We start from the raw sequence: 25,475 nt of genomic DNA on the forward strand, positions 1-25,475 counted from the left end.
CATTCCACTTGGCTGAAATTCAGGTGATGCTCGCGAATGCACGTTCGGCGACGCGCTGGATGAAGGCGACCACGCGTTCCGGTTCGACGAATTGCGGCATATGCCCGAGCCCCTCGATCCGTTCGAAGTCGAGTTCCCTGATCTTGGCCGGCAACGGCTCGCCATGCGCCGCGATGCCGATGACCCTGTCATCCACACCGAACAGAATGCCGGCCGGCATCGCGATTTCGCCATAGCGCTGCTCCAGGCGGCCGAGATCCTCTTCTACCGCCACGAAATCGGTCGAAGTCGCGTGGAAATGGGCGGGCCGCAGCCCAAGCCACCCGCCTCCGGCGGTCATGTAGTCCCCCGGCACGGCCTGCGGCGCGAAGATGAACTTCATCGCCGGTTCCGCGTATTCCAGGCTGACCGGTATCGCTATCGTGCAAGCCAGTATCCGGCGCCACAGGCGCGAGGGAACATAAAGCAGGTCGAATCTCGGACGCACCCTGGCTTCCAGATGTGTCAGCGGGGCAAGCAGCGCGATGCCGGAAATAGCCATCGGATGCTCGATCGCGAGCGCAAGCGCGATGGCGCCGCCCAGCGAATGGCCGACGATCAAGGGCCGTTCCAGCCCAAGTACCTCGATGAAGCGACGCACGACTTCCGCCTGTTCAGGTAGACGGCCGGTCGCCCCGCCTGCGCGCGCCGAGTATCCCGAACCCGGCCGGTCGAGCGCGATCAGCCGGTAGCCGGCGCCGAAGCGTCCGAACAGCGTATGCCGGAAATGGTGAAGCTGCGCGCCGAGGCCGTGCAGGAAGACGATCGGCCTGCCCTCGCCTTCCTCGACATAGTGGATGCGGTTGCCGTCGATCTCGACGAACTTGCCGCAAGCCGGCACCAGCCTTTCGGCCCTGGCCGCGATCCGCCAGGTCGCAAGCATCAAGCCGAATACGGCGACAGCGGCCGCAACAAGCAGGCCGCCGATCAGCCACGACAAAACCGATATCAGCATCTTTGCACCCCGGCCGGACCGGCGCACCTTATCCGCAACCGCCTCTGCCACAAGAGCCCGCCTCGCCTGCGCATTGCAGGCGGCCGGCCGCCGCGTTATCTCAGGCGACCTGCAGCCGGAGTGAGCCATGCCTGAAATCGTTACCGCCGCCATGCTCGTCATCGGCGACGAGATCCTTTCCGGCCGCACCAAGGACAAGAACATCGGCCATCTCGCCGACATCATGACGGCGATCGGCATCGACCTGAAGGAAGTGCGCATCGTTCCCGACGAGGAGGAGGAAATCGTCGCCGCCGTGAATGCGCTGCGCACCCGCTACAGCTATGTCTTCACCACCGGTGGCATCGGCCCTACGCACGACGACATCACCGCGGATTCCGTCGCCAAGGCCTTCGGCGTGCCTTGTGAATACGATGCCAAGGCCTATGCCATGCTCGAAGCAAGCTATGCGCAGCGCGGCATGGAATTCACCGAGGCGCGCAAACGCATGGCGCGCATGCCGCGCGGCGCCGACCACATCGACAATCCGGTATCGATCGCGCCGGGCTTCCGGATCGGTAACGTACACGTGATGGCCGGCGTGCCTTCGATCTTCCAGGCGATGCTCGACAATGTTGTGCCGACGCTGATGACGGGCACCAAAATGCTGTCAGCCACCGTGCACTGCCCGCTCGGCGAAGGCCTGATCGGCGGGCCGCTGGCCGATATCCAGAAGGCGCATCCCGACACCATCATCGGGTCCTACCCGAAATACGGCGACGGCAAGTTCTGGACCGAGCTCGTGGTGCGCGCCCGCAGTGAACAGGCACTCGAGGCCGCGCGCAGGGACATGGAGACGATGGTGGCGGGCTTGTCGGCCGCGAGCTGAGCTCCCGGAACCAGAAGGGGCGCATCGACGTTTCTGGCTCGCTACTTCGTGGCAGCGATTTGAGGGCCGCAAGCGCGTTTGCGCCGACAAGTCTGAGGGACATCATGAGCTTCAAGACGATCGTCGCCATTCTGCAGAACGAACAGGACGCGGAGCGCGTGCTCGACTGCGCCATCCCGCTTGCCGAACGGTTCGAAAGCCACCTCGTCGGGATCCATGCGGAGGCGCTTCCGGTCCCTTATACGTCGGCCACCGGTTTTCCCGACACGGAATTCCTGCAGGTCTCGGCCGAGATGAACAAGGAGCGCGCCGGCAAGCTGCAGGCGGTCTTTCTCAGGCGCGTCGAGGATTCCGGCCTGTCTTTCGAATGGCGAAGCCTGGAGAGCTTCTCCGGCGACAGCGCGTTGACCGGCATATCGAGCGTACGGGCGGCTGACCTGATCGTCGCGGCGCAGCGGGATACGGGTGGCGATCCGGGCGCCGACGTCGACACGCTTGTCTACGACGCCGGCCGGCCGGTGCTTGTCGTGCCGCATGGCGGGCCGCTCGTCACCACCTTCAGGCGCGTGCTGCTCGCCTGGAACGGCAGCAAGGAGGCGGCGCGCGCCGCATTCGACGCCCTGCCCTTCATCAGTGAAGCAGACAAGACCGACATCATCGTCATCGACCCGCCGGAGACGCTGGACGAGTCTCCCGAGGCGGCGGGTGCCGAGATCGCGGCGGCATTGTCCCGGCACGGCGCCAATGTCAGCGTTTGCGTGCAAAAATCGAGCGGAGCCTCGGTCGACGACATCATCCAGGAAAGGATCGCCGAGTCCGGCGCCGACCTGCTGGTGCTCGGCGCCTACAGCCACTCATGGCTGCGCCAGCTTCTGTTTGGCGGTGTCACCCGCACGGTGCTGCGCACGACAAACGTAGCGGCCTTCCTGTCGAGATAAGTCCACAGCCATCGCCGGCTGCCACCTTGCCAAGGCCGGCGCTTTCCGGCTAATTCCGCATGCATTCCATTGTATCTGCGCGCTGCGGCGCGCGCTTGCGGAGTGTGCGAACCATGTCCCTTCCCGAAAAAGCCTTCCCGGTCTCCTGGGACCAGTTCCACCGCGACGCCCGCGCGCTCTCCTGGCGGCTTTCCGGCGCCAACAAGGGGCAGTGGAAAGCGATCGTCTGTATCACACGCGGCGGCCTGGTGCCGGCGGCCATCATCGCGCGCGAGCTCGGCATCCGCGTCATCGAGACGGTTTGCGTCGCCTCCTATCATGACTACACCAGCCAGGGTCAGTTGCAGGTGCTGAAGGAGATTTCGCCCCCATTGCTCGCTGACGAAGGTGCCGGCGTGCTGATCATCGACGACCTTACCGACACCGGCAAGACGGCGGGCATCGTGCGCGCCATGATGCCGAAGGCACATTTCGCGACAGTGTATGCCAAGCCGAAGGGCCGGCCTCTGGTCGATACATTCGTTACCGAGGTCAGCCAGGACACCTGGATCTATTTCCCCTGGGATATGGGCTTCACTTACCAGAAGCCGATCGCTGATGACCACGCCGGCTGATTCGCCGGAAGCAGCTATTGCTGTCCAGCGCCCGCGACGAGCGCCGTTTGCTGCGTAAAGAAGGCTGTCGGGCGCGCTATTTCGCGAAATTGACCCACCCTGGTCGAACTTAACCAGTCCGAGTGAAGTTTTTTACTTTTGTTGTCCACAATACGTCGTAAGATTCGTTTGACGGCAAATGATTCTGGAGGCTGGGGGCAGCTTCTACCATGTTGACGAGGCCAACGACGCACAACCAAATGGCCGAACGAGTCCGGCGACTCTTCGGCACGGCGCCGTGCCGCCTGCAGGTTGCCGCCTTGCCTTGGCGCGAGAATGAGAACAGCGTCGAGGTCATGCTGATCACCAGCCGCGATACCGGGCGCTGGGTGCTGCCAAAAGGCTGGCCGGAGGCCAAGCAGCCGCTGTGCGACGCCGCTGCCCGCGAAGCTGGCGAGGAAGCTGGACTGCGCGGCACCATTTCCCATCTCGAAGCCGGCCGCTATTTCTACGCCAAGGTCCTGGCGTCAGGCGAGGAAGTGCCTTGCGAGGTCCTGGTGTTTCCGCTCAAGGTCGACCGCGTCGCCGACCGCTGGAAGGAAAAGCGCGCACGCACCCGCAAATGGGTTGGCTCAACCGAGGCCGTTCGGATGATCAATGAGCCGGATCTTTGCCAGATCATCGCGTATTTCTGCGCCGATCCGCATAGATTCGCCTAAGTGTCGATCGTATAGTCGCCCATGCAGGCGTGACGGGCGGTCGCGTATTGCCGCGCATGAATGTCAGTGCTTTGTTGCTGTCGTAGTCCCGATTCGGCTAACGGCGTTGATCGATGACAAACCCCACGCAATCGATCGAAGAGAACTCCGGCGAACACCGGCGTGGGCACCGCCAGCGCGTGCTCAAGGGTGGGACGATCATCACCGGCATTCAGAATTCCGAGGTGAGTTGCACCTTGCGGAACCAGAATGAGGGCGGCGCCGAACTGAAGGTCGCGCCGGAATCGCGCATTCCCGATCGTTTCCTGCTCTATGTGCCGCTCGATGGCGTGGCCTATCGGGCGGAAGTCCGCTGGCGCCGCAACGATCGCGTCGGTGTCAAGTTCACCGGCAGCGAGCCCAAACCCAAGCTGCATTACGGCTGACAACTTGCTTGTGAAGGCATCCGGCCGAGGCCGGATGCCCTGTATTTCAGATACCCATTTATCTCACATGACGAGCCCTTTGGTCAGTTCGAGCGCCTGGCGCTCGAACAGCCGCCGGTAGATGCCTCCGTTCAGCCGGATCAGCTCGTCATGCGAGCCTTCCTCGATGATGCGGCCGCGGTCGAAAACCAACAGCCGGTCGAGCGCACGCACGGTCGAAAGCCGGTGCGCGATGACCAGTGTCGTGCGCCCCACCATCAGCCGCTCCATGGCCTTCTGGATGAGCACCTCCGATTCGGAATCGAGGCTCGATGTCGCCTCGTCCAGGATCAGGATGCGCGCATCGGCAAGGAAGGCACGCGCGATCGCGACGCGCTGGCGCTCGCCGCCCGACAGCTTCACGCCGCGCTCGCCGACCAGGGTTCCGTAGCCCTCAGGCAGATTGGCGATGAAGTCGTGCGCGCTGGCGAGCCTGGCCGCATACTCGATCTCGGCCTGGGTGGCGCCCGGCCTGGCATAGGCGATGTTCTCGGCCAGCGACCGGTGGAACAGGATCGGCTCCTGCTGCACGATGGCGATCTGGCTGCGCAGCGATGCCTGCGCAACCTGCGCGATGTCCTGGCCGTCGATCAGGATCCTGCCCGCATTCACGTCATAGAGGCGCTGGATCAGCTTGACGAAGGTCGTCTTGCCGGATCCCGAATGCCCCACCAGCCCGATGCGTTCGCCTGCGTCGATCTCGAGCGAGAAGTCGCGATAGAGCGGCAGCCGATGATTGCCGTAGTGGAACGTCACCTTGTCGAACGCAATGCGGCCTTTGGTGATCCGGATCGGCTGGGCACCAGGCCGGTCCTCGATGCCGAGCGGTTCCGACTGGAAGTCGACGAGCTCCTCCATGTCGTTGATCGAGCGCTGCAGGTTGCGGATATGCGTGCCGATGTCGCGCAGATAGCCCTGCAGGACGAAGAACGATGTCAGCACGAAGGCGATGTCGCCGGCACTCGCCTCGCCCCACCTCCAGAGCGCCAGCGCCAGGCCGATCACGGCTGCCCTGAGCACCAGGAGCATCGTGCCTTGCGTGGTGCCGTTGAGCGTGCCACGCATCCAGGTGCGGCCCGTGCGCCGGCGCCATTTGGCGACGACGCGGGCAAGGCGTGCCTCCTCGCGGGTCTCGGCGCCGAAGCCCTTGACGACCGCGTTGCAGCTCACCGCGTCGGCCATCGCGCCGCCAAGGCGCGTATCCCAGCTGTTGGCAAGGCGCGCGGCCGGCGCGACATAGCCGAGCGACAGCATCGCGGTGACGGCGATGAAGAGCACCGAGCCGATCGCGACCACAACACCCATCATCGGCCAGAACCAGCCGAGCAGCAGCGTCGAACCGATGAGCATGACGACCGAGGGCAGCAGCGCGATCAGGATCGTGTCGTTGAGCAGGTCGAGCGCCCACATGCCGCGCGTGATCTTGCGCACGGTCGAGCCGGCAAAGCTGTTGGCGTGCCAGTCCGTCGAGAAGCGCTGCACCCGGTGGAAGGCATCGGCGGCGATGTCCGACATCATCTTCAACGTCAATTCGACGATCCACATGAAAGCCGCATTGCGCAGCACGACGCCGGTAAGCGCCAGCGCTATCAGGATGGAGAACGCGACCATTGCAGCGTGCCATGCGACCTCATCGGCGCCGGCGCTGCTGGCGACGGCGTCGACCAGCCGCCCGGAGTAGAGCGGGGTCAGCACGTCGGCAAGCGTCGACAGCAGGAATGCGCCCATGATGAGCGACAGCCGCCACGGCTGGCGGCGCCAGTGGCAAAACGTGAAGCCGAGAACGCTGCGGAAGGCGCTGGCGCGCAGATCTATCTTGAAACGAGCCATAATGTCATCCGGGCGCAGACAGGCCCGGTCCCGGTAAAGTCAAATTGGAAAACCCGCGGCGGCGCCTTTTGGCGCCTGGGAATGCGGAGGTTCGGTATGGTCCGGCGCCCGCCCGCGGGGGCGGCGACCGGCAGCGGCAAATGCCTGTTCTGCGTCCGGCTATCCGAAGGGACTTCGGACGGCCTCTGCAGACCTAGGCTTCGCGGCCTCGCATAACGATGTCAAATCCTGGCATACGGTCCTCCCACAAGGGAATCGCGGGAAGGCTCTTATACGGATGCGTCATCGCGCCGCCAAGGCAGGCCGTGACCAAAAGCAAATCTGGTCCATGCACTGAGGCGCTTTTGCAACAATGACGGGTATGTGCGCGGCTAGCCGCGGTCGCGGAACCGGTTGGTGATCGGGTAGCGGCGGTCGCGGCCGAAATTCTTCCTGGTGATTTTCACCCCGGGCGCCGCCTGCCGGCGCTTGTATTCGGCGATGTAGAGCAGATGCTCGACGCGCGTCACCGTCGCCCGGTCATGGCCGCGCGCGACGATCTCGTCGACGCCCATCTCGTTCTCGACCAGGCATTCGAGAATGTCGTCCAGCACCGGATAGGGCGGCAACGAATCCTGGTCGGTCTGGTTTTCGCGCAGCTCCGCCGAAGGCGCCTTGTCGATGATGTTCTTGGGGATCACCTCGCCCGACGGGCCGAGCGCGCCGGGCGGCACATGCGCGTTGCGCCAGCGCGACAGTGCATAGACCTGCATCTTGTAGAGGTCCTTGATCGGGTTGAAGCCGCCGTTCATGTCGCCATAGAGCGTGGCGTAGCCGACCGACATCTCGCTCTTGTTGCCGGTGGTGACGACCATCGAGCCGAACTTGTTCGAGATCGCCATCAGGATCGTGCCGCGCGCGCGGCTCTGCAGGTTCTCCTCGGTGATGCCTTCCTGGGTGCCCTCGAAGAGCTGGGTCAGCGCGTGCCGGAAACCTTCGACCGGCTCGAAGATCGGAACGATATCATAGCGGCAGCCAAGCGCGCGGGCGCAGTCCTCGGCATCCTTCAGCGAGTCCTTGGACGTGTAGCGATAGGGCATCATGACGGTGCGCAGCCGCTCCTCGCCAAGCGCGTCGACGGCAAGTGCTGCGCAGATGGCCGAGTCGATGCCGCCGGAGAGGCCGAGCACCACGTTCTTGAAGCCGTTCTTGTTGACGTAGTCGCGCAGGCCGAGCATGCAGGCGCGGTAGTCGGCCTCTTCCCGGTCGGGGATTTTCGACATCGGCCCTTCCGAGCAGACCCAATGATCGGAATTGCTCCCATTTTGCGCGCCGGCGGCGACGCGGCTTCTCTTCCAGGTGGTGACGGCGACCGCTTCCTCGAACTGGCTCATCTGGAAGGCGAGCGTCTTATCGGCGCCTATGGCAAAGGAGGCGCCGTCGAAGATCAGCTCGTCCTGGCCGCCGAGCTGGTTGGCGTAGATCATCGGCAGGCCGGTTTCGATCACCTGCCTGATGACGACCTGGTGGCGGACGTCGATCTTGGCGCGGTAATAGGGCGAGCCGTTCGGCACCAAAAGGATCTCCGCGCCGCTTTCGGCCAGCGTCTCGCAGACGGCGATGTCGCCCCAGATGTCCTCGCAGATCGGGACGCCGATGCGCACGCCGCGGAAATTCACCGGCCCCTGCAGCTCCGGCCCGGCCTGGAAGACGCGCTTCTCGTCGAACTCGCCGTAGTTCGGCAGGTCGAGCTTGTAGCGCTCGGCAATGATCTTGCCGCCGTCGGCGAAGACGATGGAATTGTGCGTGCCCGACTTGCGCTTCAGCGGCGTGCCGATGATGACGCCTGGACCGCCATCGGCAGTGTCCTTGGCGAAATCCTGCGCTGCTTTTTCACAGGCTTTCAGGAAGGCCGGCTTCAGCACCAGGTCCTCCGGCGGATAGCCGGCGAGGAAGAGCTCGGTGTAGAGCACCAGGTCCGCGCCCTGGCGGGCCGCATCCGCCCTCGCCTCGCGCGCCTTGGCGAGATTGCCGGCGACGTCACCGACAGTCGGGTTCAACTGGGCGATGGCGATGCGCAGGGTGTCTGGAGCGGTCTGGGTCATGCATCGGGTTTAGCGTGGCGGAAATCGCCGGGCAATGACGATTGCTTGTACCAAATCCGCAGCGCTCGCGGATGCGATCAGGCCTAATCGTTCATATACTCGCTTAATGCCTCCACGGAGCGGTTCTCACCGATCGACATGGCCAGGATGCGCGAGATGTGCCGTCGTGGCAGGCCGGTCTCTGCCGACCATTGGTTGATCTGGACCTGGATCCTGTCGAGATCGCGCTTCGAGGTCGGGCTTTCGGCGATGTTGAGGCCGGCGTCGCGCAACGCCGCCGCCATGTCGGCCGAGATGACGAACGTGTCCCACTCCAGCCAGCGCAGGAAATACTGGCCGGTGTTGCCGCCGAGCCGGCTGCCATGCTTGCCGAGATAGGCGGTCAGCCCGACCTGATCGTCGGCCGGCCATTCGGCCAGGAATTTGCCGAAGCCGCCATGCTCCTTGGAGACGCGGTCGACAAAGGCCGCGTTGTCGCGCACGGATCTGATCTTCTGCGGATTGCGCACGATCCGCTTGTCGGATGCCAGCTCATGCCAGAAATCGTCCGGCTGAAACAGAAGCCGCTTGGGTTCGAAACCAAGGAAGGCCTCCTCGAAACCCGGCCATTTCTGCTCGATGACCCGCCAGACGAAACCAGCGGCGAAGATGCGCTCGGCCATGGTGGAGAGGAGGCGGTCGTCGCTGATCTTAGCCACCGCAGTGTTGTCGGGCATCGGTCCGAGGAGCGACGCCAGCGCTTCTTCCCCGCCCTTGCGTTTTGCCGCCCGGGCACGAATTTTCTGGAAATCGGCCATCTCCGCCCTCGCCTGTTCCGATCAATCTATCACTTCCCGTCCGGGCCGGCAGCCTCTACCTCTATGAGCAATTCCAGGAAAGTGCGTTGCGGTTTCCGGCCGGAATTGCGTGGAAGCAAATATGCAGGCCTGACGTGGAGAGGACAATGAACAAGACGGTCGAGGATCTGGCGAACCGCTGGCTGAAGCGAAAGCCGGACGGTCTCACTCCTCTCGAGAGCCGCGTGCTTAAGTCCACGCTGGAGCGCACCACCGTCACCAGAGACACCAACAAGGCCATCGCCTTCCACCAGACCTATGGCGACCGTATCGCCGACACCATCGCCCGGATCGGCGGCTCCTGGACCTTCATCCTCGGCTTCATCGCCTTTCTTGTTCTCTGGACCTTCGGCAATGTCTGGCTGCTGACGCGCGACGCCTTCGACCCTTATCCGTTCATCTTCCTCAACCTCGTGCTTTCCATGGTCGCCGCCCTGCAGGCGCCGGTGATCATGATGTCGCAGAACCGCCAGACCGAGCGCGACCGCATCGACGCCACCCACGATTACGAGGTCAACCTGAAGGCCGAGATCGAGATTATGGCCCTGCATGAGAAGCTCGATGAACTGCGCCACAGCGAGATCATCGGCATGCGCGACGAGATCCTGCGCATGGCCGAGCAGATCAGGCGGATCGACGAGAAGCTGTCGGCGCGGTCGGCAAGCTGATGACCGAGGTCATCCATCGTCTCATCGCGCAGTACGGATTGGTCGCGGTCTTCCTGGGCTGCGTCGCCGAGGGCGAAAGCGCGGCCATCCTTGGCGGCTTCTTCGCGCATCAGCAGGTCTTCGTGCTCTGGCAGGCTTTTGTCGCCGCGTTTCTCGGCGCCTTCGTCGGCGACACCTTCTTCTTCACCCTCGGCCGCAGCTTTGCCGATCATCCTTATGTGCGCAGGCTGCGCAGGCGGCCAGGCTTCCGCCGCGCCTACCGGCTGCTCAACACCCATCCCAATATCTTCGTGCTGACAAACCGCTACATCTACGGAATGCGCCTCGTCGGCGGCATCGCCGCCGGGCTGTCGACCGTGTCGGTGCCGCGCTTCGTCATCCTGAACGCCATCTCGTCGGCGGTATGGGCGGCCCTCTTCGGCACTGTCGGCTACGTCTTCGGATTGGGCGCGGAGCGCATGGTCGGCCAGGCATTCGCCCGCCACGAGCGCCTGCTGATTGCGCTGGCGGTTGGTCTCGGCGTCGCGGTGCTTGCCTGGCTGGTCGCCCACCACTTCGCCGGAAGGGAACGCGTCAAGGACGCAAGCGACGATCAGGCAAATCGCTAGCGCCTATGCCCGTGGGGATCAGATCGAAGCTCCGATGAGCCGTTCGATGAGGGCGATCCCCCAGACGCCCGCGACTATGACGATCGAGATCAGCACCGCCAGCGAACCACAATCCTTGGCCAGTTGGATGTCGACGTTGAATTCGCGGCTGAAGGCGTCGCACGCCGCCTCGATGCCGGTGTTGAGCACTTCGACAATGATCAGGAGCAGCACCGCGCCGATCAGAAACGCGTAGCCATGCCAGGACGTCGAGATGAACCAACCGGCTGGCAGGGCAAGCGCGAGCAGCAGGAGTTCCTGCTGGAAGGCCTTTTCGTGCGCGGCCAGTTTACGGAAGGCCCGCACCGAATTGATGAATGCGTCGATCAGCCGCTGCATGCCCCGGCCCTTTTCTGAGTCACCGCAGGGGGATATCGCAACGACAGGATCAAGGGAATAAGGCAGCCGCCGCAAAAATCAATCGTCCGCGACCTTTATCGACTGCGTCGACTTCTCGAACTGCGGCAGTCCGTCGTCGATCGCGTAGTAATCTCCCTTGTCGCCGACGAAGATGTGGCTTTCGGCCGAAAGACCGGTCGGCTTGTCGAACGAGCCGGCCATGATCGAGATTGTGTCCAGTTCGCTGTGCTTCCAGAACAGCATCGAGCCACAGTTGCGGCAGAACCCGCGTTTGGCTACGTCGGACGCGCCGTACCAGGTGAGCAAGTCGGCTCCTTCTATGTCGATCTCGGCATCCTTCGAGGAGGTCGCGGCTACGAAATGGCCGGTCTGCTTGCGGCATTGCGAGCAATGGCAATAGACCACGCCGCGCAACGAGCCCCTTGTCCGGAAACGCACTGCTCCGCACAGGCACGATCCACTGTGGTTTTCTCCCATCCCGGCCTCCTTCGACATCCCTCGCCTCAATCGCTGGCAGACAGAATTCCAGCTTTGCGATTGCCTGGCGCAGGCAAATGCGACACCGAAGCGGCGCGTTTCAAAAGCTGCGCCCGCACCGAAATGCAGCCTGTGGTAGCAAGGATCGCGAGGAAATGCAGGCCATTAATGAAACTTTAGCGCAATTGCATCTATGTTTCCTGCAAGCGAGGGTCGTGTTGGGGACACGCCGTCGCATTTCGCAATTCCGTTTCAAATCCCCGTTAGCGCGACTCCCGGTGGTGGCAGGTCTGCGGTCGCACTGAAGGGGTAGTGAACAGACTATGCAGCCGGCAGCCGTCCCGACCGACAGAAATGGCGACATCGCCAGCACCGTTGTGGCGACCATGCGTCAGCTCGGCGTGCTTGGCCTGCCGCGCAATTATGAAATCTTCTACGAGGCGCTCAGCGGCAGCAATCACGAGCTCAGCCTTGCCGTCGTCTCCTTGAGCAACCGGCCGACGCAGGAGGATCTCGATCATATCGGGCGCACCTTCTTCCCGCAGCATCACGGGCCGGCCATCGTCGAGCACGCCCGCGAGATGGTCGCCAAGGAGCTCGAGGACATCGCCGCGCTGTTGCGAAGCGAGCGCAGCCATATCGAGAAATACGGCCGCATCCTCGACGAGACGTCGAGCGGCCTGGCCAATCGCAGCCTGCTTTCCCAGGACCTGCTGCAGAAGATTGCCGGCGCGATGTCCGCCGCCACCAGCTCGACGCTCGATCACAACCGCCAGATCTCGAACACGCTCAGCGAAAAGACCGCCGAGCTCGAGAGCGTCAAATCGAAGCTCGAGGAATACAAGCGGCTCGCCGATACCGATCCGCTGACGCAGATCTGGAATCGCCGCGCCTTCGACAAGGAGATCACCCGCATCTACAACAGCAATCGCGGGATCCTGTTCAACGCGCTGATCCTTGCCGATATCGACCGCTTCAAGGACATCAACGACCGTTACGGCCACCCGGTCGGCGACAAGATCATCCAGATCATCGCCGAGATCCTCCGATCCAGCGTCCGCGCCGACATGTTCGTGGCCCGCACCGGCGGCGAGGAGTTTGCGCTGATCGTCGAAGGCGCCAGCGAGGACACCACCTACGAGATCGCCGAGCGCATCCGCGTGCTGATCGAGCAGACGCCGTTCACCAGCAGCCAGACCGGAATGAATTACGGCACGGTGACCGTCTCCATGGGCATCTGCATGGCTTCCGAGGCCGAGAGCCCCGAGGACCTCTATACCAAGGCCGACCGCGCGCTCTATCGCTCCAAAGTTGGCGGCCGCAACCGCGTCACCAGGCATTCCACCATGGCCAGCCGTGCCGGCAAGGGCTGGCTGCTCTATAAGAAAGACTGACATTTCGGCGGACGTACTCAGGCCCATCCCTTTCCAAATGAATTTTTGTGGACTATATTTTCCACAGAAATGAAGGGTGCGCTTATGCAACGTCCAGTCGCTGCCGCGACAGCGGCGGAAAATGCCGTCATCACCAAGGCCACGCTGCGCGCGGCTGACCTGCTCGACATCACCGCGAGGACGCTGTCTCTCGTCATCGGCGTCTCGGAAGCGACGGTCTCGCGAATGCGCAAGCAGGAATTCCTGCTCGAGCGCGGCACCAAGCCGTTCGAGCTCGCGGTGCTGTTCGTCCGGCTGTTCCGCTCGCTCGACGCCATCGTCGGCGGCAACGAGACCGTCGCCCGGGCATGGCTGAAGAACCCGAATACGGCGCTCGACGGCACGCCGCTGGAAAAGATCCTGACCATTGCCGGACTTGTCGATGTCATCGCCTACCTGGACTCCCGACGCGCTCTCGTCTGAGGCCCTCAGGCTCGAAGGCAAGTATTGGCGGATGGTCGAGGCGCAGCACCGCGTCTCGACCCTGAAGCTCGTCGACACGCTCGACGAGCAGGGCCTGCTGGAGGACCTCATCGAGCAGACCAAGCCGCAGATCCCGCTCGAATGCCGCCACCTTCACTATCTCCTGGCGACGCCCTTCCGCTACGGCTCGATCTATCCATACGGCTCGCGTTTCCGCCGCGCCGGCAAGACGAGAGGCGTCTACTACGCCGCCGAGACGATGCTGACGGCGGTGGCGGAGATGGCCTTCTACCGCCTGCTCTTCTTTGCCGAATCGCCGCAGACGCAATGGCCAAATGACGCGGCCGAATACACCGCCTTTGCCGCGGCGATCAAATGCGAGAAGGCTGTCGACCTCACCCGGCCGCCGCTCGACCGCGATGAGAAGGCATGGACGCATCCGACCGACTATGCCGCCTGCCAGGCCATCGCCGATGTGGCGCGCGAGGCCGGGATGCAGGCGATCCGCTACCGCTCGGCGCGCGATCCGAAGGGCGCCAACATCGCGCTCCTGACGTGCAGGGGATTCGCCAAGGCCAAACCGCTGGAGCCCCACACCTGGCGTATCCGCATCGGCTCGCTCGGTGTCCAGGCGATCTGCGAATTCCCGGACAAGCGGCTCGAGTTCTCAAGGACGGCCTTTCCCGATCCGCGGCTGGCGAACATGCGCTGGGAGCGCGGACGTTAAGGCATGTCGCCCAAGAGTGGGCAGCGGTTTTGGGAGAACGACATGCATAAAAAACAAAGATTTAAGCGCGTTGCGACGCGCGTTAAGCCAGGATGTTGACCGCACGCGCCGCCACCAGCGCGATGGTCAGCAGCGAGATCATCGCCTCGGCCATCATCAAGAGCTTGGCGCGCTGGGAAAGCGGCAAGGTATCGGTCGGCGAGAACGCCGTCGCATTGGTGAAGGCCAGGAAGAAATAGTCGACAAAGCCGGGCAGCCAGTCGCGGATTTCGCGATCGGGAAGCGTCATCTGCGGAAACAGGAAGTCCGCATGCGCGCGCTTGACCAGGCCGCAGGTCGGCGGACCGCCGCGATCGGTGCTCCAGAACCACAGCGCGAAGACAATGACATTGGTGACCCAGATGTTCAGCGCATCGACCAGCAGTGTCGAGCCCGCGCCGGCATGGCCTTCGAGCAACGCCCGGACCAGGAAGACCAGCGAGCCGCAATTCATGATGCTGATGACCCCGGTCATGACCAGGGCGGTGCGGCGAATGAAGACGCGGAACCGGCCGATTGCGTACCAATGCTCGTGGTCGACGGCCTTCTGCGTCGCCATCTGCGTCCAGGCCGTTGCGATCGACAAGGGCAGCAGAAGTGCGGCCTCTATCGCGGGGGCCAGCCAACGCGGACCGAACGACAGGTCGTTGATGACCAGAAGCTGCAGGCAGATGACGACAAGCACCGCCGCCCGCGCAGACCAGAAGTCGATCGCGCGGTGGTGAATGATGGCATGCTCGTGGCGCATTGTGGAACCTGTATCGTGTGCGCGGTTTTTCGGCCGCGGCGGCGACACCTCCGCCTCAATCTTGGTTTCGCGATGGTCGCGTAACATAAATTTTCGTAAGGTTTTGGCGGACGCCTCGCAGGAGCTGTCCCGAACGAAAAAGAGCGCCGGACGAAAGCCGGCGCTCTGATCGATGATCGATCTCAAAAGCATGCGCGAAAATCAAACCTAAAGCGCACCGAGCGAATCTGAAAGATCGCGACGCGCTTTAGACAAGTGACTCAGGCGCTGGCAGCCTGCCGTTGATGGACCGGATGGCTCTTCTTAAGGAGGTCCGAGACCAGGAAGGCCAACTCGATCGCCTGGTCGGCGTTCAGGCGCGGATCGCAATGGGTGTGATAGCGGTCCTGCAAATCTTCCGCCGTGATGGCGCGGGCGCCACCCGTGCACTCGGTGACATTCTTGCCGGTCATCTCGACATGAATACCGCCCGGATGCGTGCCTTCGGCGCGATGCACTTCGAAGAAGGTCTGCACTTCCTTGAGGATGCGGTCGAAAGGCCGCGTCTTGTAGCCGGCCGCCTCGATCGTATTGCCGTGCATCGGGTCGGACGACCACACCACGTTGCGGCCCTCCTTCTTCACAGCCCGCACCAGCTTCGGCAGATGCTCCGCGACTTTGTCGGAACCGAAGCGCGCGATCAGCGTCAGCCGGCCCGGCTCGTTCTCGGGGTTGAGCAGGTCGATAAGCTCCAGCAGCCCGTCCGGCGTCAGCGACGGCCCGCATTTCAGGCCAAGCGGATTCTTGATGCCGCGGCAATATTCGACATGCGCATGGTCGGGCTGGCGGGTTCGATCGCCGATCCAGATCATATGGCCCGAGGTCGCGTACCAGTCGCCGGAGGTCGAATCGACCCGGGTCAGCGCCTCCTCATAGCCGAGCAGGAGCGCCTCGTGGCTGGTATAGAAATCGGTCTCCCGCAGCGCGAAATTGGTCTCGGAGGTGATGCCGACTGCCCGCATGAAGTCCATCGTTTCGGTGATGCGGTTTGCGAGCAGCTCGTATTTTTCGCCCTGCGGGCTGTCGGCGACGAAGCCCATCATCCAGCGATGCACGTTCTCCAAGCTGGCGTAGCCGCCCTGCGCGAAAGCGCGCAGAAGATTGAGCGTCGCGGCGGACTGGCGGTAGGCCATCTCCTGCCGCGCGGGATCGGGAATGCGCGACGCGGCGTCGAATTCGATGCCGTTGATGATGTCGCCACGGTAGCTCGGCAGCGTCACGCCGCCCTTGGTCTCGTTGTCGGACGAGCGCGGCTTGGCGAACTGACCGGCGACGCGGCCGACCTTCACCACCGGCTGAGCGCCGGCGAAGGTGAGCACCACCGACATCTGCAGGAAGACGCGGAAGAAGTCGCGGATGTTGTCCGCGCCATGCTCGGCAAAGCTCTCGGCGCAGTCGCCGCCCTGGAGCAGGAAGGCTTCGCCGGCGGCGACCGCCGCCAGCTGCTTCTTCAGCTTGCGCGCTTCACCGGCAAAAACCAGCGGCGGATAGGTGGCGAGCCGCGCTTCCGTGGCCTGCAGCGCCGCCAGGTCCGGATAGGCCGGCACCTGCTTGATCGGCTTTGCTCTCCACGAATTCGGCGACCATTTCGTCATCGCTGCACCCAAACGCCTTTCAGAGCAATTTCCGGAAAAGTGCCAAAGCGGTTTTCCGTCCGGAATTGCGTCAAACAACCTGGCGAACGTCCTCGCCCGCCATTTCAGCCCCAATATGAGGTGGCGGCTCCTTACACGAAGCCGATTTCCTATTCTAGACGGGATTTTCAGCAGTGGCGAATGTCTTGAACCGCCTGGGATGCCAAGGCGAAGCCGTTTAGGCGGCCTTGTCGACCAGTCGTGCCAACTGCGTCATGACGACCGCGGAGCCTGCCAGGCGCTTCTCCGCATTCGGCCAGTCACGGATGAAGACGACGCTGTGGTCGGCCCTGATCTTGGCGAGCGACCCCTGTTCGCCGATGAACTTGACCAGCCCGACCGGGTTGGGGAACTCGCGTTTGCGGAAATGGATGACGACGCCCTTGGGGCCGGCGTCGAGCTTCTCGACATTGGCCCTGCGGCACAGCGCCTTGATGAAGACGATCTTCAGCAGATGCGTCACCTCTTCCGGCAGCGGCCCGAAGCGGTCGATCAGCTCGGCGCCGAAACCGTCGATCTCCTCGGTGGTTTCGAGGTCGCCGAGGCGGCGATAGAGCGCCATCCTGAGCTGCAGGTCCGGCACATAGCTCTCCGGGATCATCACCGCGGTGCCGACCGCGATCTGCGGCGACCAGCCGCCATCCTGCACTTCGCCGGAATCCTTCACTTCCGCCACCGCCTCCTCCAGCATCTGCTGGTAAAGCTCGAAGCCGACCTCCTTGATGTGGCCGGACTGCTCTTCGCCGAGCAGATTGCCCGCGCCGCGGATGTCGAGGTCGTGGCTGGCAAGCTGGAAGCCGGCGCCGAGCGTATCGAGCGACTGCAGCACCTTCAGCCGGCGCTCGGCCGTGTCGGTCAGCTTGCGGTTGGCAGGCAGCGTGAACAGCGCATAGGCGCGCACCTTCGAGCGGCCGACGCGGCCGCGCAACTGGTAGAGCTGGGCCAGGCCGAACATGTCGGCGCGATGAATGATCAGCGTGTTGGCAGTCGGAATGTCGAGGCCGGATTCGACGATGGTCGTCGACAGGAGCACGTCGTACTGACCGTCGTAGAAGGCGTTCATGATGTCGTCGAGCTCGCCCGGCGGCATCTGGCCGTGGGCAACCGCGATTTTCAGCTCCGGCACGGATTCCCGCAGGAAATCATGGATTTCCGAAAGATCGCTGATGCGCGGCACGACATAGAAGGAATGGCCGCCGCGATAGCGCTCGCGCAGCAGCGTCTCGCGGATGACCAGCGGATCGAAGGGCGAGATGAAGGTGCGCACCGCCATGCGGTCGACCGGCGGCGTGGCGATCAGCGACAGCTCGCGCACGCCCGTCAGCGCCAGTTGCAGCGTGCGCGGGATCGGCGTTGCCGACAGCGTCAGCACATGCACATCGTTCTTGAGCTCCTTCAGACGTTCCTTGTGCTTGACGCCGAAATGCTGCTCTTCGTCGATGATCAGCAGGCCGAGATTCTTGAACGAGATCGAGGACCCGAGCAGCGCATGCGTGCCGACGACGATGTCGACTGTGCCGTCGGCGATGCCCTTCTTGGTTTCGGCCAGTTCCTTGGCGCCGACCAGCCTCGAGGCCTGCGCGATCTGGATCGGCAGCCCTGAGAAGCGCTGCGAGAAGGTCTTGAAATGCTGGCGCGACAAAAGCGTCGTCGGCACCACGACCGCCACCTGGAAGCCTTCCATAGCCGCTATGAAGGCGGCGCGCAGCGCGACCTCCGTCTTGCCGAAGCCGACATCGCCGCAGACCAGCCGGTCCATCGGCTTGCCGGCACCGAGATCGTCCATGACGGAATCGATCGCCGTCTGCTGGTCGTCGGTTTCCTCATACGGGAAGCGTGCCGCAAACTCGCCATAGATCCCTTCAGCGGGAATCATGGAGGGTGCCGCGCGCATCTGCCGCTCGGCAGCGATGCGGATCAACTGTCCGGCCATGTCGAGCAGACGCCGCTTCAGCCGCGCCTTGCGCGCCTGCCAGGCGCCGCCGCCGAGCTTGTCGAGCGGGGCCTCGGCCGAGTCCGAACCATAGCGTGACAGAAGCTCGATATTTTCGACCGGCAGGAACAGCCGGTCGTCGCCGGCATAGTGGATTTCCAGGCAATCATGCGGCGCACCCACCGCCTCGATGGTGCGCAGACCGACGAAACGGCCGATGCCGTGATCGGCGTGGACGACAATGTCGCCAGAAGACAGCGACGACGCTTCGGCGATGAAGTCGGAAGCCTTCTTCTTGCGCTTCGAACGCCGGATCAGCCTGTCGCCGAGAATATCCTGCTCGGCGACGACGACCATGCTGTCGGTCTCGAAGCCGGATTCGAGGGGCAGCACGGCGAGCCCCGCCTGCCCCGGTTCGAGCTTTTCGACCTCGGCGAGCGTCGCCACCGGCTTCAAATTGCCGAGATGATGCTCGGCAAGGATCTGGCCAAGACGGTCGAGCGAGCCCTCGGTCCAGCCAGCGACGATGACACGGCGGCGCGCTGCACGCTCCTCGGCAATGTGCTTCACCACGACGTCGAAGACGTTGGTGTTCGGATCGGCACGCTCCTCGGCGAAGCTGCGGCCATGCCGCGAACCGGCATGAAAGACCTTCTTGGCTCCGACATCCGGCGCATCGAAGACAGTGAAGTCGATGTCTTCGCGCGGCCCGAGCGAAGCTTTGAGGTTCTCCGGCGACAGATAGAGCAGATCTGGCGCCACTGGCTTGTAGGGCACCGCATCCTTCAGCGCGGCGTCGGCCTGCTTGCGGCGCGCCTCGTAGTGATCGAGGATCAGCGTGTGGCGCTCGGCCAGCGCCTCATGCGCCAGATGGTCGAAGACCACCGGCGCATCCGGCAGATAGTCGAACACCGTCTCCAGCCGCTCGTAGAAGAAGGGCAGCCAGTGCTCCATGCCGGCAAAGCGGCGTCCTTCGCTCACCGCCGCATAGAGCGCGTCGTCGCGCGACGGCGCGCCGAATGCCTCGATATAGGAACGCCGGAAGCGGCTGATCGTCTCCGGGGTCAGCGCCACCTCGCTCATCGCCTGCAGCGCCATCGACTTGCGCTGCCCTGTGGTGCGCTGGGTCGCGACGTCGAAGACGCGGATCGATTCCAGCGTGTCGCCGAAGAAATCGAGCCTCAGCGCCTCGCTCCAGCCTGGCGCAAACAGGTCGAGGATACCGCCGCGCACCGCGAATTCGCCGACGTCGCGCACCGTGGGCACGCGCTCAAAACCAGAATTCTCCAGGCGTGCGATCAGCACGTTCATGTCGATCTGGTTGCCGGGCTTGGCATGGAAGGTCTGCGCTTCGATCAGCCCGGCTGGCGGAATGCGTTGCAGCAGCGCATTGGCGGTGGTCAGGATCACGGCGCGATGCGGCTTCCTGGCGAGCGCGATGATGGCGGAAAGCGCATCGAGGCGCCGCGCAGCGGCATCGGCGCCAGGCGAGACACGGTCGTAAGGCAGGCAATCCCAGGCCGGCAGTTCCAGCACCGGCAGGCCGGGTGCGGCGAAGGCGAGCGCATCGATGATCGCCGGCAGCCGCTGGCCGTCGCGCGCCACGAACAGCACCGGCTTGTCGGGCGCGATCTCGTGCGCCGTCCGCACCAGCGCAAAGGCTTCATAGCCGTCGGCGACGCCGTCGACGATGAACTGGCCGGCGCGGCCCTTGGGCAGGCCGATGGAAGGAATGAGGCTCATGCTTATGCGTTTTTCAAAATGTCATGGTCCGGCGTGACGCCAGGATCTTGTGCAGCACCGCGCAATCGATATCGGGCGGGACCGAGCGTTCGCCGGTGATCATCGGCAGGAATTCGGTGTCGGGGATTTCGAGGAGCTTTTCATATTGGTCGATTTCGTCGCCGGTCAAGGCGCCGATCTCGGCATCGGCGAAGGGACCGAGGATCAGGTCCATCTCGCGCATGCCGCGATGCCAGGAACGGAACAGCAGCTTGCGCCGGCGGGCGTCGAGCCCCTCGCTTGGTCGCTGTGTTCCGGTCATGACGCCGCTTCCCAGTTGAAGCGGCGCATATAGCGTGGATAGAGGACGGTGTCAGCCTTTGCGCTACGGCTGTCGCGACATAAGCTGACACGATGCGTCCCTCCATCCTCGATCCGCTGTTCGTTCCGATCACCTCGCTTGCAGGCGTCGGCCCGAAGGTTGGCTTGCTGATCGAACGGGTCGTGCCCGCCGATCTCGGCGACCGTCCCGCACGTGCCAGCGACCTTCTTTTCCTGCTGCCCAACACGGTGATCGATCGCCGCAACCGCCCAGGCATCGCGCTCTCGGCCGAAGGCCAGATCGTCACGCTGGACGTGCGCGTCGACCGCCACCAGCCGCCGCCGCGCGGTAACAAGTCGGTGCCCTACAGGGTCTACGCCCATGACGACACCGGCGAGATCGCGCTGACCTTCTTCCATGCCCATGCGGCCTACCTGCAGAAGATGCTGCCGGAAGGCGAGCATGTCGTGATCTCCGGCCGCATGGAATGGTTCAACGGCCGCCCGAGCATGGTCCATCCCGACCATATCGCGCCGATCGACGAGGCCGAGGGCCTGCCGCTGGTCGAGCCGGTCTATCCGCTCACCGCCGGCCTGTCGGCGAAAGTGCTTCGCCGCGCGATCGGGCAAGCGCTCGGCCGCTTGCCGGATCTGCCGGAATGGCAGGACGACGCCTTCAAGCGCCGGCACACTTTTCCCAGCTTCAGCGACGCGCTTGCCCGCATCCACAATCCGAAGGACCCGATCGACGTCGCCGTCGAAGGTTCGGCCTGGCGGCGCCTTGCCTATGACGAGTTTCTGGCCGGACAGGTGTCGCTGGCGCTGGTGCGGGCCAGAATCCGCCGCCTGTCGGGCCGGCCACTGGTCGGTGACGGCCGCATCGTCGAGAAGCTGCGCGCAGCCCTGCCCTACAAGCTTACTCATAGCCAGGAATTTGCGCTCGGCGAGATCAACGCCGACCTGGCCGACCCCGAACGCATGCTTCGCTTGCTGCAGGGCGACGTCGGCTCCGGCAAGACGGTGGTGGCGCTGCTCGCCATGGGACGAGCGGTCGAGGCCGGCGGCCAGGCCGCGCTGATGGCGCCGACCGAGATCCTGGCGCGCCAGCATCTGGCGACGATCGCGCCGCTGGCGGAAAGAGCAGGGCTGCGCACGGCCATCCTCACCGGGCGCGAGAAGGGCCGCGAGCGCACGGAGACGCTGGAGGGACTGGCCAGCGGCGCCATCGACATCGTCGTCGGCACGCATGCGCTGTTCCAGGAAACGGTGACGTTTCATGATCTGGTTCTCGCCGTCGTCGACGAGCAGCACCGGTTCGGCGTTCACCAGCGGCTGGCGATCACCGCCAAGGGCGATGCGCCCGACATGCTGGTGATGACGGCCACGCCGATCCCGCGCACGCTCGTGCTGACCGCCTTCGGCGACATGGACGTCTCCAAGCTCACCGAGAAGCCAGCCGGCCGGCAGCCGATCCGCACAGTGACGCTGCCGATGGAACGCCTGGACGAACTAGTCGGGCGCATGCGCGACGCCGTTGCCGAAGGCCAGAAAATCTACTGGATCTGTCCGCTGGTCGAGGAATCCGAGGAGATTAAGCTGATGTCGGCGGAGGATCGCTTCGCTTCGCTGAAACCGCTGTTCGGCGACCGGATCGGCCTCGTGCATGGAAGGATGAAGGGGGCCGAGAAGGACGAGGCGATGCGCGCCTTCAAAGAAGGCGAGACCCGCATCCTGATCGCCACCACCGTCATCGAGGTCGGCGTCGACGTACCCGATGCCACCATCATGGTCATCGAGCATGCCGAGCGCTTCGGCCTCGCCCAGTTGCACCAGCTACGCGGCCGGGTCGGGCGTGGCGACCGCCCCTCCTCCTGCGTGCTGCTTTACAAGGACCCGCTCGGCGAGACGGCAAAGCGCCGGCTTTCGGTGATGCGCGAGACCGAGGACGGCTTCCGCATCGCCGAGGAGGACCTGAAGCTGCGCGGCGAAGGCGAGCTGCTGGGCACCCGCCAGTCCGGCACGCCCGGCTTCCAGGTGGCGCGCATCGAGTTCCACGCCGACCTGCTCGAAGCCGCGCGCGACGATGCAAGGTTGATCCTGTCGCGCGATCCGGAACTGCAATCCGAACGCGGCGAGGCGCTTCGGCTGCTGCTCTATCTGTTCGGTCGCGACGAAGCTGTGCGCTTGCTGCGCGCCGGCTGAGGCCCGGCGCCGAGCGGCGGGTTGGCAAGCGGGCCCTCGATCCGTTCGCCGTTCAGCGTCACCAGCTTGGTCTTGACCTCCGGCGCCACCATGCCGGCCGAAACGATCAGCTTGGCGCCGTCTTCGATCGTCATGTCGAGCAAGACGATCTCGGATCTATGCACATACATCAGGAAGCCGGTGGTCGGGTTTGGCGTGCACGGCATGAACACCGCGACAAGCGGATCGCCTTCCTGATCGAGCTTCTGGTTGATCTCGGTTTCCTTCTCGCTGGCGACGAAGACCAGCGACCAGACCCCTTTTCGCGGATATTCGACCAGCCCGACCTGGCGGAACATGTCGCCCTTGTTCGACAGCACCGTCTCGAAGATCTGCTTCAGCGAGCTATAGATGCCCCGCACCAGCGGCATGCGGCCGAGCAACCGCTCGCCGAAATTGACGATGGCGCGGCCGACGATGTTTGCTGTCAGGAAGCCGATCAGCGTGATCAGCACCAAGGCCACGATCAGTCCGAAGCCCGGAACCGGGAACGGCAGATAAGTATCCGGGTTGTAGCGCGCCGGGATGTACGGCTTCACCCAGGAATCGACCCAGCCGATCAGGGACCAGGCGATATAGGCAGTGATCGCCAGCGGCGCGCAGACGATGAAGCCGGTCAGGAAATAGTTCCTGAGCCGGGTCATGCCAGAGGTCTTCAGGGCATCGGACATGAGATCACCGCGGCGCAGGTTGCGACGCAAGACTAGTGAACCGCGAGCCGGTTTGGAACTGCGAAGTTTTTAAAGGATGCCTTCGCAGAAAAGGGGCATATCCGTCTACTCCACCGTCACCGATTTCGCCAGATTGCGCGGCTGGTCGACATCGGTGCCCATGAACACGGCGGTGAAATAGGCCAGCATCTGGATCGGCAGCGCGTAGATGATCGGCGAGATGATCTCCGGCACCTCGGGCAGGATGATTGTCTCCATCGCCTTGATGCCCGCCTGCGCGGCACCCTTGGCGTCGGTGATCAGGATAATCTTGCCGCCACGCGCCGCCACTTCCTGCATGTTCGACACCGTCTTTTCGAAGATGCGGTCGTGCGGCGCGATGACGATCACCGGCATATTCTCGTCGATCAGCGCGATCGGCCCGTGCTTCAGCTCGCCGCCGGCATAGCCCTCGGCATGGATGTAGGAGATTTCCTTGAGCTTCAGCGCCCCTTCCATAGCGAGCGGGAAATTGGTGTCGCGGCCGAGATAGAGCACGTCCTTGTAGCGGGAGAGCTCGCGCGAGATGCGTTCGATCTGCTCGTCGAGCTTCAGCACCTGGGTGGCGAAGCGCGGCGCCTCGGAGAGCTCGCGCACCAGTTGCTTCTCCTCCTCGCGCGAGATCGTGCCGCGCGCAACGCCCGCACGCACCGCCAGCGAGGCCAGCACGGACAGCTGGCAGGTGAAGGCTTTGGTCGAGGCGACGCCGATTTCCGGTCCGGCCAGCGTCGGCAGCACGACGTCGGATTCGCGCGCCATGGTCGATTCCCGCACATTGACGACCGCGCCGATCTTCATGCCGGCCTGGCGGCAGTAGCGCAGCGAGGCCAGCGTGTCGGCGGTCTCGCCCGACTGCGAGATGAAGAAGGCGGCGTCGTTGGCCGACAGCGGCATCTCGCGGTAGCGGAATTCCGAGGCGACATCGATGTCGACCGGCAGCCGCGCATATCGCTCGAACCAGTATTTTGAGATCAGCCCGGCGAGATAGGCGGTGCCGCAGGCCGAAAGCGCCAGCCGGCCGATCTTGGCGAAGTCGAACGGCAATTCGAGCGGCTTCGACACGCCGGAGACGAAATCGACGTAGTGCGCCAGCGTGTGCGAGATAACCTCCGGCTGCTCATGGATTTCCTTTTCCATGAAGTGCCGGCGGTTGCCCTTGTCGACCATGAAGCTGGTCGACAGCGACTGCTGTCGCTTGCGATCGACCTTGTTGCCGTCGATGTCGTAGATGGCGACGCTGTTGCGGCGCACCACCGCCCAGTCGCCATCCTCGAGATAGGTGATGGAGTTGGTGAACGGCGCCAGCGCGATGGCGTCCGAGCCCAGAAACATTTCGCCGTCGCCATGGCCGACGGCCAACGGCGGGCCGTTGCGGGCGCCAACGATCAGATCCTCGTCACCCTTGAACATGATGGCCAGCGCGAAGGCGCCCGAGAGCCGCTTCAGCGCCTGGTGCGCGGCCTCCACCGGCTTCAGCCCCTTGGCGAGCTCCCGCGCCACCAGATGTGCGACGACCTCGGTGTCGGTCTGCGAGGAGAAGGTGTAGCCGTCGCGGACAAGCTCGTCCCGCAGCTCGGCGAAATTCTCGATGATGCCGTTGTGGACGATGGCGACGCCGTCGGAAAAATGCGGATGCGCGTTGGTCTCGTTCGGCACGCCATGCGTCGCCCAGCGCGTGTGGCCGATGCCGATCGTGCCGTCGAGCGGATCTTCCTTAAGGCGCCGCTCGAGGTTGATCAGCTTGCCTTCGGCGCGGCGGCGGCCGAGCGCTCCATTCTCGATGGTGGCGACGCCTGCCGAGTCATAGCCGCGATATTCGAGCCGCTTCAGCGCGTCGACGATGAGCGGCGCGACCTGCGAATGGCCGACAATTCCAACGATACCGCACATGCGCTGCCCCCGATTCCTTGCAGAAACCCGGCGTTATCTAGGGATTGCCGGCCTGACGCGAAAGTCACTTTGCGTTTCGTTCCGTGTCACCCGGAACGGCTTTTGCACTCGATGCACCATGACAGGCCGCGCTTGCA

23 protein-coding genes are annotated in these 25,475 nt (G+C 63.9%); 11 read left to right on the forward strand and 12 right to left on the reverse strand.

Going from position 1 to position 25,475, the window contains the following annotated elements; translation table 11 throughout:
- Positions 1-19: 19 nt before the first annotated feature.
- Positions 20-994, reverse strand: coding sequence for an alpha/beta fold hydrolase (locus EN853_RS13025; RefSeq protein ID WP_127860040.1), 975 nt, complete (start codon positions 992-994; stop codon positions 20-22).
- A gap of 127 nt (positions 995-1,121) precedes the next feature.
- Between EN853_RS13025 and EN853_RS13030 the strand changes: the two genes are divergently transcribed.
- From EN853_RS13030 to EN853_RS13050, 5 genes are all read left to right on the forward strand, one after another.
- On the forward strand, positions 1,122-1,862 hold the full coding sequence (locus EN853_RS13030) for a competence/damage-inducible protein A (RefSeq protein WP_127860039.1): 741 nt from the start codon (positions 1,122-1,124) through the stop codon (positions 1,860-1,862).
- A gap of 104 nt (positions 1,863-1,966) precedes the next feature.
- Positions 1,967-2,800: a universal stress protein gene (locus EN853_RS13035; protein WP_127860038.1), complete on the forward strand. Its 834-nt coding sequence runs from the start codon at positions 1,967-1,969 to the stop codon at positions 2,798-2,800.
- Between the two features lie 113 nt (positions 2,801-2,913).
- Entirely contained in the window at positions 2,914-3,414 is a 501-nt protein-coding gene (gpt, locus tag EN853_RS13040; RefSeq protein WP_127860037.1) for a xanthine phosphoribosyltransferase, read from the forward strand.
- A 209-nt stretch (positions 3,415-3,623) separates the two neighbouring features.
- Positions 3,624-4,112 carry an NUDIX hydrolase gene (locus EN853_RS13045; protein WP_127860036.1) on the forward strand — a complete coding sequence of 163 codons (489 nt, stop codon included), beginning with the start codon at positions 3,624-3,626 and terminating at the stop codon, positions 4,110-4,112.
- A 113-nt stretch (positions 4,113-4,225) separates the two neighbouring features.
- Positions 4,226-4,537, forward strand: coding sequence for a PilZ domain-containing protein (locus tag EN853_RS13050; protein WP_127860035.1), 312 nt, complete (start codon positions 4,226-4,228; stop codon positions 4,535-4,537).
- 63 nt (positions 4,538-4,600) lie between these two features.
- Here the strand turns inward: EN853_RS13050 and EN853_RS13055 are convergent, their stop codons facing one another.
- From EN853_RS13055 to EN853_RS13065, 3 genes are all read right to left on the reverse strand, one after another.
- Positions 4,601-6,406: an ABC transporter ATP-binding protein gene (locus tag EN853_RS13055; protein WP_127860034.1), complete on the reverse strand. Its 1,806-nt coding sequence runs from the start codon at positions 6,404-6,406 to the stop codon at positions 4,601-4,603.
- 371 nt (positions 6,407-6,777) lie between these two features.
- Positions 6,778-8,490: an NAD+ synthase gene (locus tag EN853_RS13060; RefSeq protein WP_127860033.1), complete on the reverse strand. Its 1,713-nt coding sequence runs from the start codon at positions 8,488-8,490 to the stop codon at positions 6,778-6,780.
- A gap of 83 nt (positions 8,491-8,573) precedes the next feature.
- Positions 8,574-9,287 carry a DNA-3-methyladenine glycosylase I gene (locus EN853_RS13065; RefSeq protein ID WP_127860032.1) on the reverse strand — a complete coding sequence of 238 codons (714 nt, stop codon included), beginning with the start codon at positions 9,285-9,287 and terminating at the stop codon, positions 8,574-8,576.
- Positions 9,288-9,433: 146 nt separating this feature from the next.
- Here EN853_RS13065 and EN853_RS13070 point away from each other — a divergent pair, with 146 nt between their 5' ends.
- Together EN853_RS13070 and EN853_RS13075 are read left to right on the forward strand one after the other, a co-directional pair.
- Positions 9,434-9,994, forward strand: a complete 561-nt coding sequence (locus EN853_RS13070) for a DUF1003 domain-containing protein (RefSeq protein ID WP_127860031.1) — start codon at positions 9,434-9,436, stop codon at positions 9,992-9,994.
- Entirely contained in the window at positions 9,994-10,602 is a 609-nt protein-coding gene (locus tag EN853_RS13075) for a DedA family protein (protein ID WP_127860030.1), read from the forward strand. The genes EN853_RS13070 and EN853_RS13075 overlap by 1 nt, the downstream gene beginning before the upstream one ends.
- An 18-nt stretch (positions 10,603-10,620) precedes the next feature.
- Here EN853_RS13075 and EN853_RS13080 read toward each other — a convergent pair whose 3' ends face one another.
- Together EN853_RS13080 and EN853_RS13085 are read right to left on the reverse strand one after the other, a co-directional pair.
- The gene (locus EN853_RS13080) at positions 10,621-10,980 is read right to left on the reverse strand and encodes a diacylglycerol kinase (protein ID WP_127860029.1); all 360 of its coding nucleotides are present in this window, start codon (positions 10,978-10,980) and stop codon (positions 10,621-10,623) included.
- A 78-nt stretch (positions 10,981-11,058) separates the two neighbouring features.
- Entirely contained in the window at positions 11,059-11,478 is a 420-nt protein-coding gene (locus EN853_RS13085) for a GFA family protein (protein ID WP_127860028.1), read from the reverse strand.
- A 323-nt stretch (positions 11,479-11,801) separates the two neighbouring features.
- Between EN853_RS13085 and EN853_RS13090 the strand changes: the two genes are divergently transcribed.
- From EN853_RS13090 to EN853_RS13100, 3 genes are all read left to right on the forward strand, one after another.
- On the forward strand, positions 11,802-12,872 hold the full coding sequence (locus tag EN853_RS13090) for a GGDEF domain-containing protein (protein WP_127860027.1): 1,071 nt from the start codon (positions 11,802-11,804) through the stop codon (positions 12,870-12,872).
- Positions 12,873-12,956: 84 nt separating this feature from the next.
- A complete protein-coding gene (locus EN853_RS13095; RefSeq protein WP_127860026.1) occupies positions 12,957-13,334 on the forward strand; it encodes an antitoxin Xre/MbcA/ParS toxin-binding domain-containing protein in 378 nt (125 codons plus the stop codon).
- Positions 13,294-14,061: an RES family NAD+ phosphorylase gene (locus tag EN853_RS13100; RefSeq protein WP_127860025.1), complete on the forward strand. Its 768-nt coding sequence runs from the start codon at positions 13,294-13,296 to the stop codon at positions 14,059-14,061. Before EN853_RS13095 ends, EN853_RS13100 begins: the two co-directional genes overlap by 41 nt.
- An 82-nt stretch (positions 14,062-14,143) precedes the next feature.
- Here EN853_RS13100 and EN853_RS13105 read toward each other — a convergent pair whose 3' ends face one another.
- From EN853_RS13105 to EN853_RS13120, 4 genes are all read right to left on the reverse strand, one after another.
- The gene (locus EN853_RS13105; protein ID WP_127860024.1) at positions 14,144-14,848 is read right to left on the reverse strand and encodes a hypothetical protein; all 705 of its coding nucleotides are present in this window, start codon (positions 14,846-14,848) and stop codon (positions 14,144-14,146) included.
- A 260-nt stretch (positions 14,849-15,108) separates the two neighbouring features.
- On the reverse strand, positions 15,109-16,482 hold the full coding sequence (locus EN853_RS13110; protein ID WP_127860023.1) for a 3-deoxy-7-phosphoheptulonate synthase class II: 1,374 nt from the start codon (positions 16,480-16,482) through the stop codon (positions 15,109-15,111).
- A 217-nt stretch (positions 16,483-16,699) separates the two neighbouring features.
- The gene (mfd, locus tag EN853_RS13115) at positions 16,700-20,197 is read right to left on the reverse strand and encodes a transcription-repair coupling factor (protein WP_127860022.1); all 3,498 of its coding nucleotides are present in this window, start codon (positions 20,195-20,197) and stop codon (positions 16,700-16,702) included.
- 13 nt (positions 20,198-20,210) lie between these two features.
- The gene (locus EN853_RS13120) at positions 20,211-20,498 is read right to left on the reverse strand and encodes a succinate dehydrogenase assembly factor 2 (protein ID WP_127860021.1); all 288 of its coding nucleotides are present in this window, start codon (positions 20,496-20,498) and stop codon (positions 20,211-20,213) included.
- Positions 20,499-20,590: 92 nt separating this feature from the next.
- Between EN853_RS13120 and recG the strand changes: the two genes are divergently transcribed.
- Positions 20,591-22,699: an ATP-dependent DNA helicase RecG gene (gene recG / locus EN853_RS13125; protein WP_127860020.1), complete on the forward strand. Its 2,109-nt coding sequence runs from the start codon at positions 20,591-20,593 to the stop codon at positions 22,697-22,699.
- Here recG and EN853_RS13130 read toward each other — a convergent pair.
- Together EN853_RS13130 and glmS are read right to left on the reverse strand one after the other, a co-directional pair.
- The gene (locus EN853_RS13130) at positions 22,651-23,409 is read right to left on the reverse strand and encodes a DUF502 domain-containing protein (protein ID WP_127860019.1); all 759 of its coding nucleotides are present in this window, start codon (positions 23,407-23,409) and stop codon (positions 22,651-22,653) included. The genes recG and EN853_RS13130 overlap by 49 nt on opposite strands.
- 105 nt (positions 23,410-23,514) lie before the next feature.
- Positions 23,515-25,338, reverse strand: a complete 1,824-nt coding sequence (gene glmS / locus EN853_RS13135) for a glutamine--fructose-6-phosphate transaminase (isomerizing) (RefSeq protein WP_127860018.1) — start codon at positions 25,336-25,338, stop codon at positions 23,515-23,517.
- Positions 25,339-25,475 lie beyond the last annotated feature (137 nt).

The organism is Mesorhizobium sp. M1C.F.Ca.ET.210.01.1.1, from assembly GCF_004791585.1.
Lineage (GTDB): Bacteria > Pseudomonadota > Alphaproteobacteria > Rhizobiales > Rhizobiaceae > Mesorhizobium.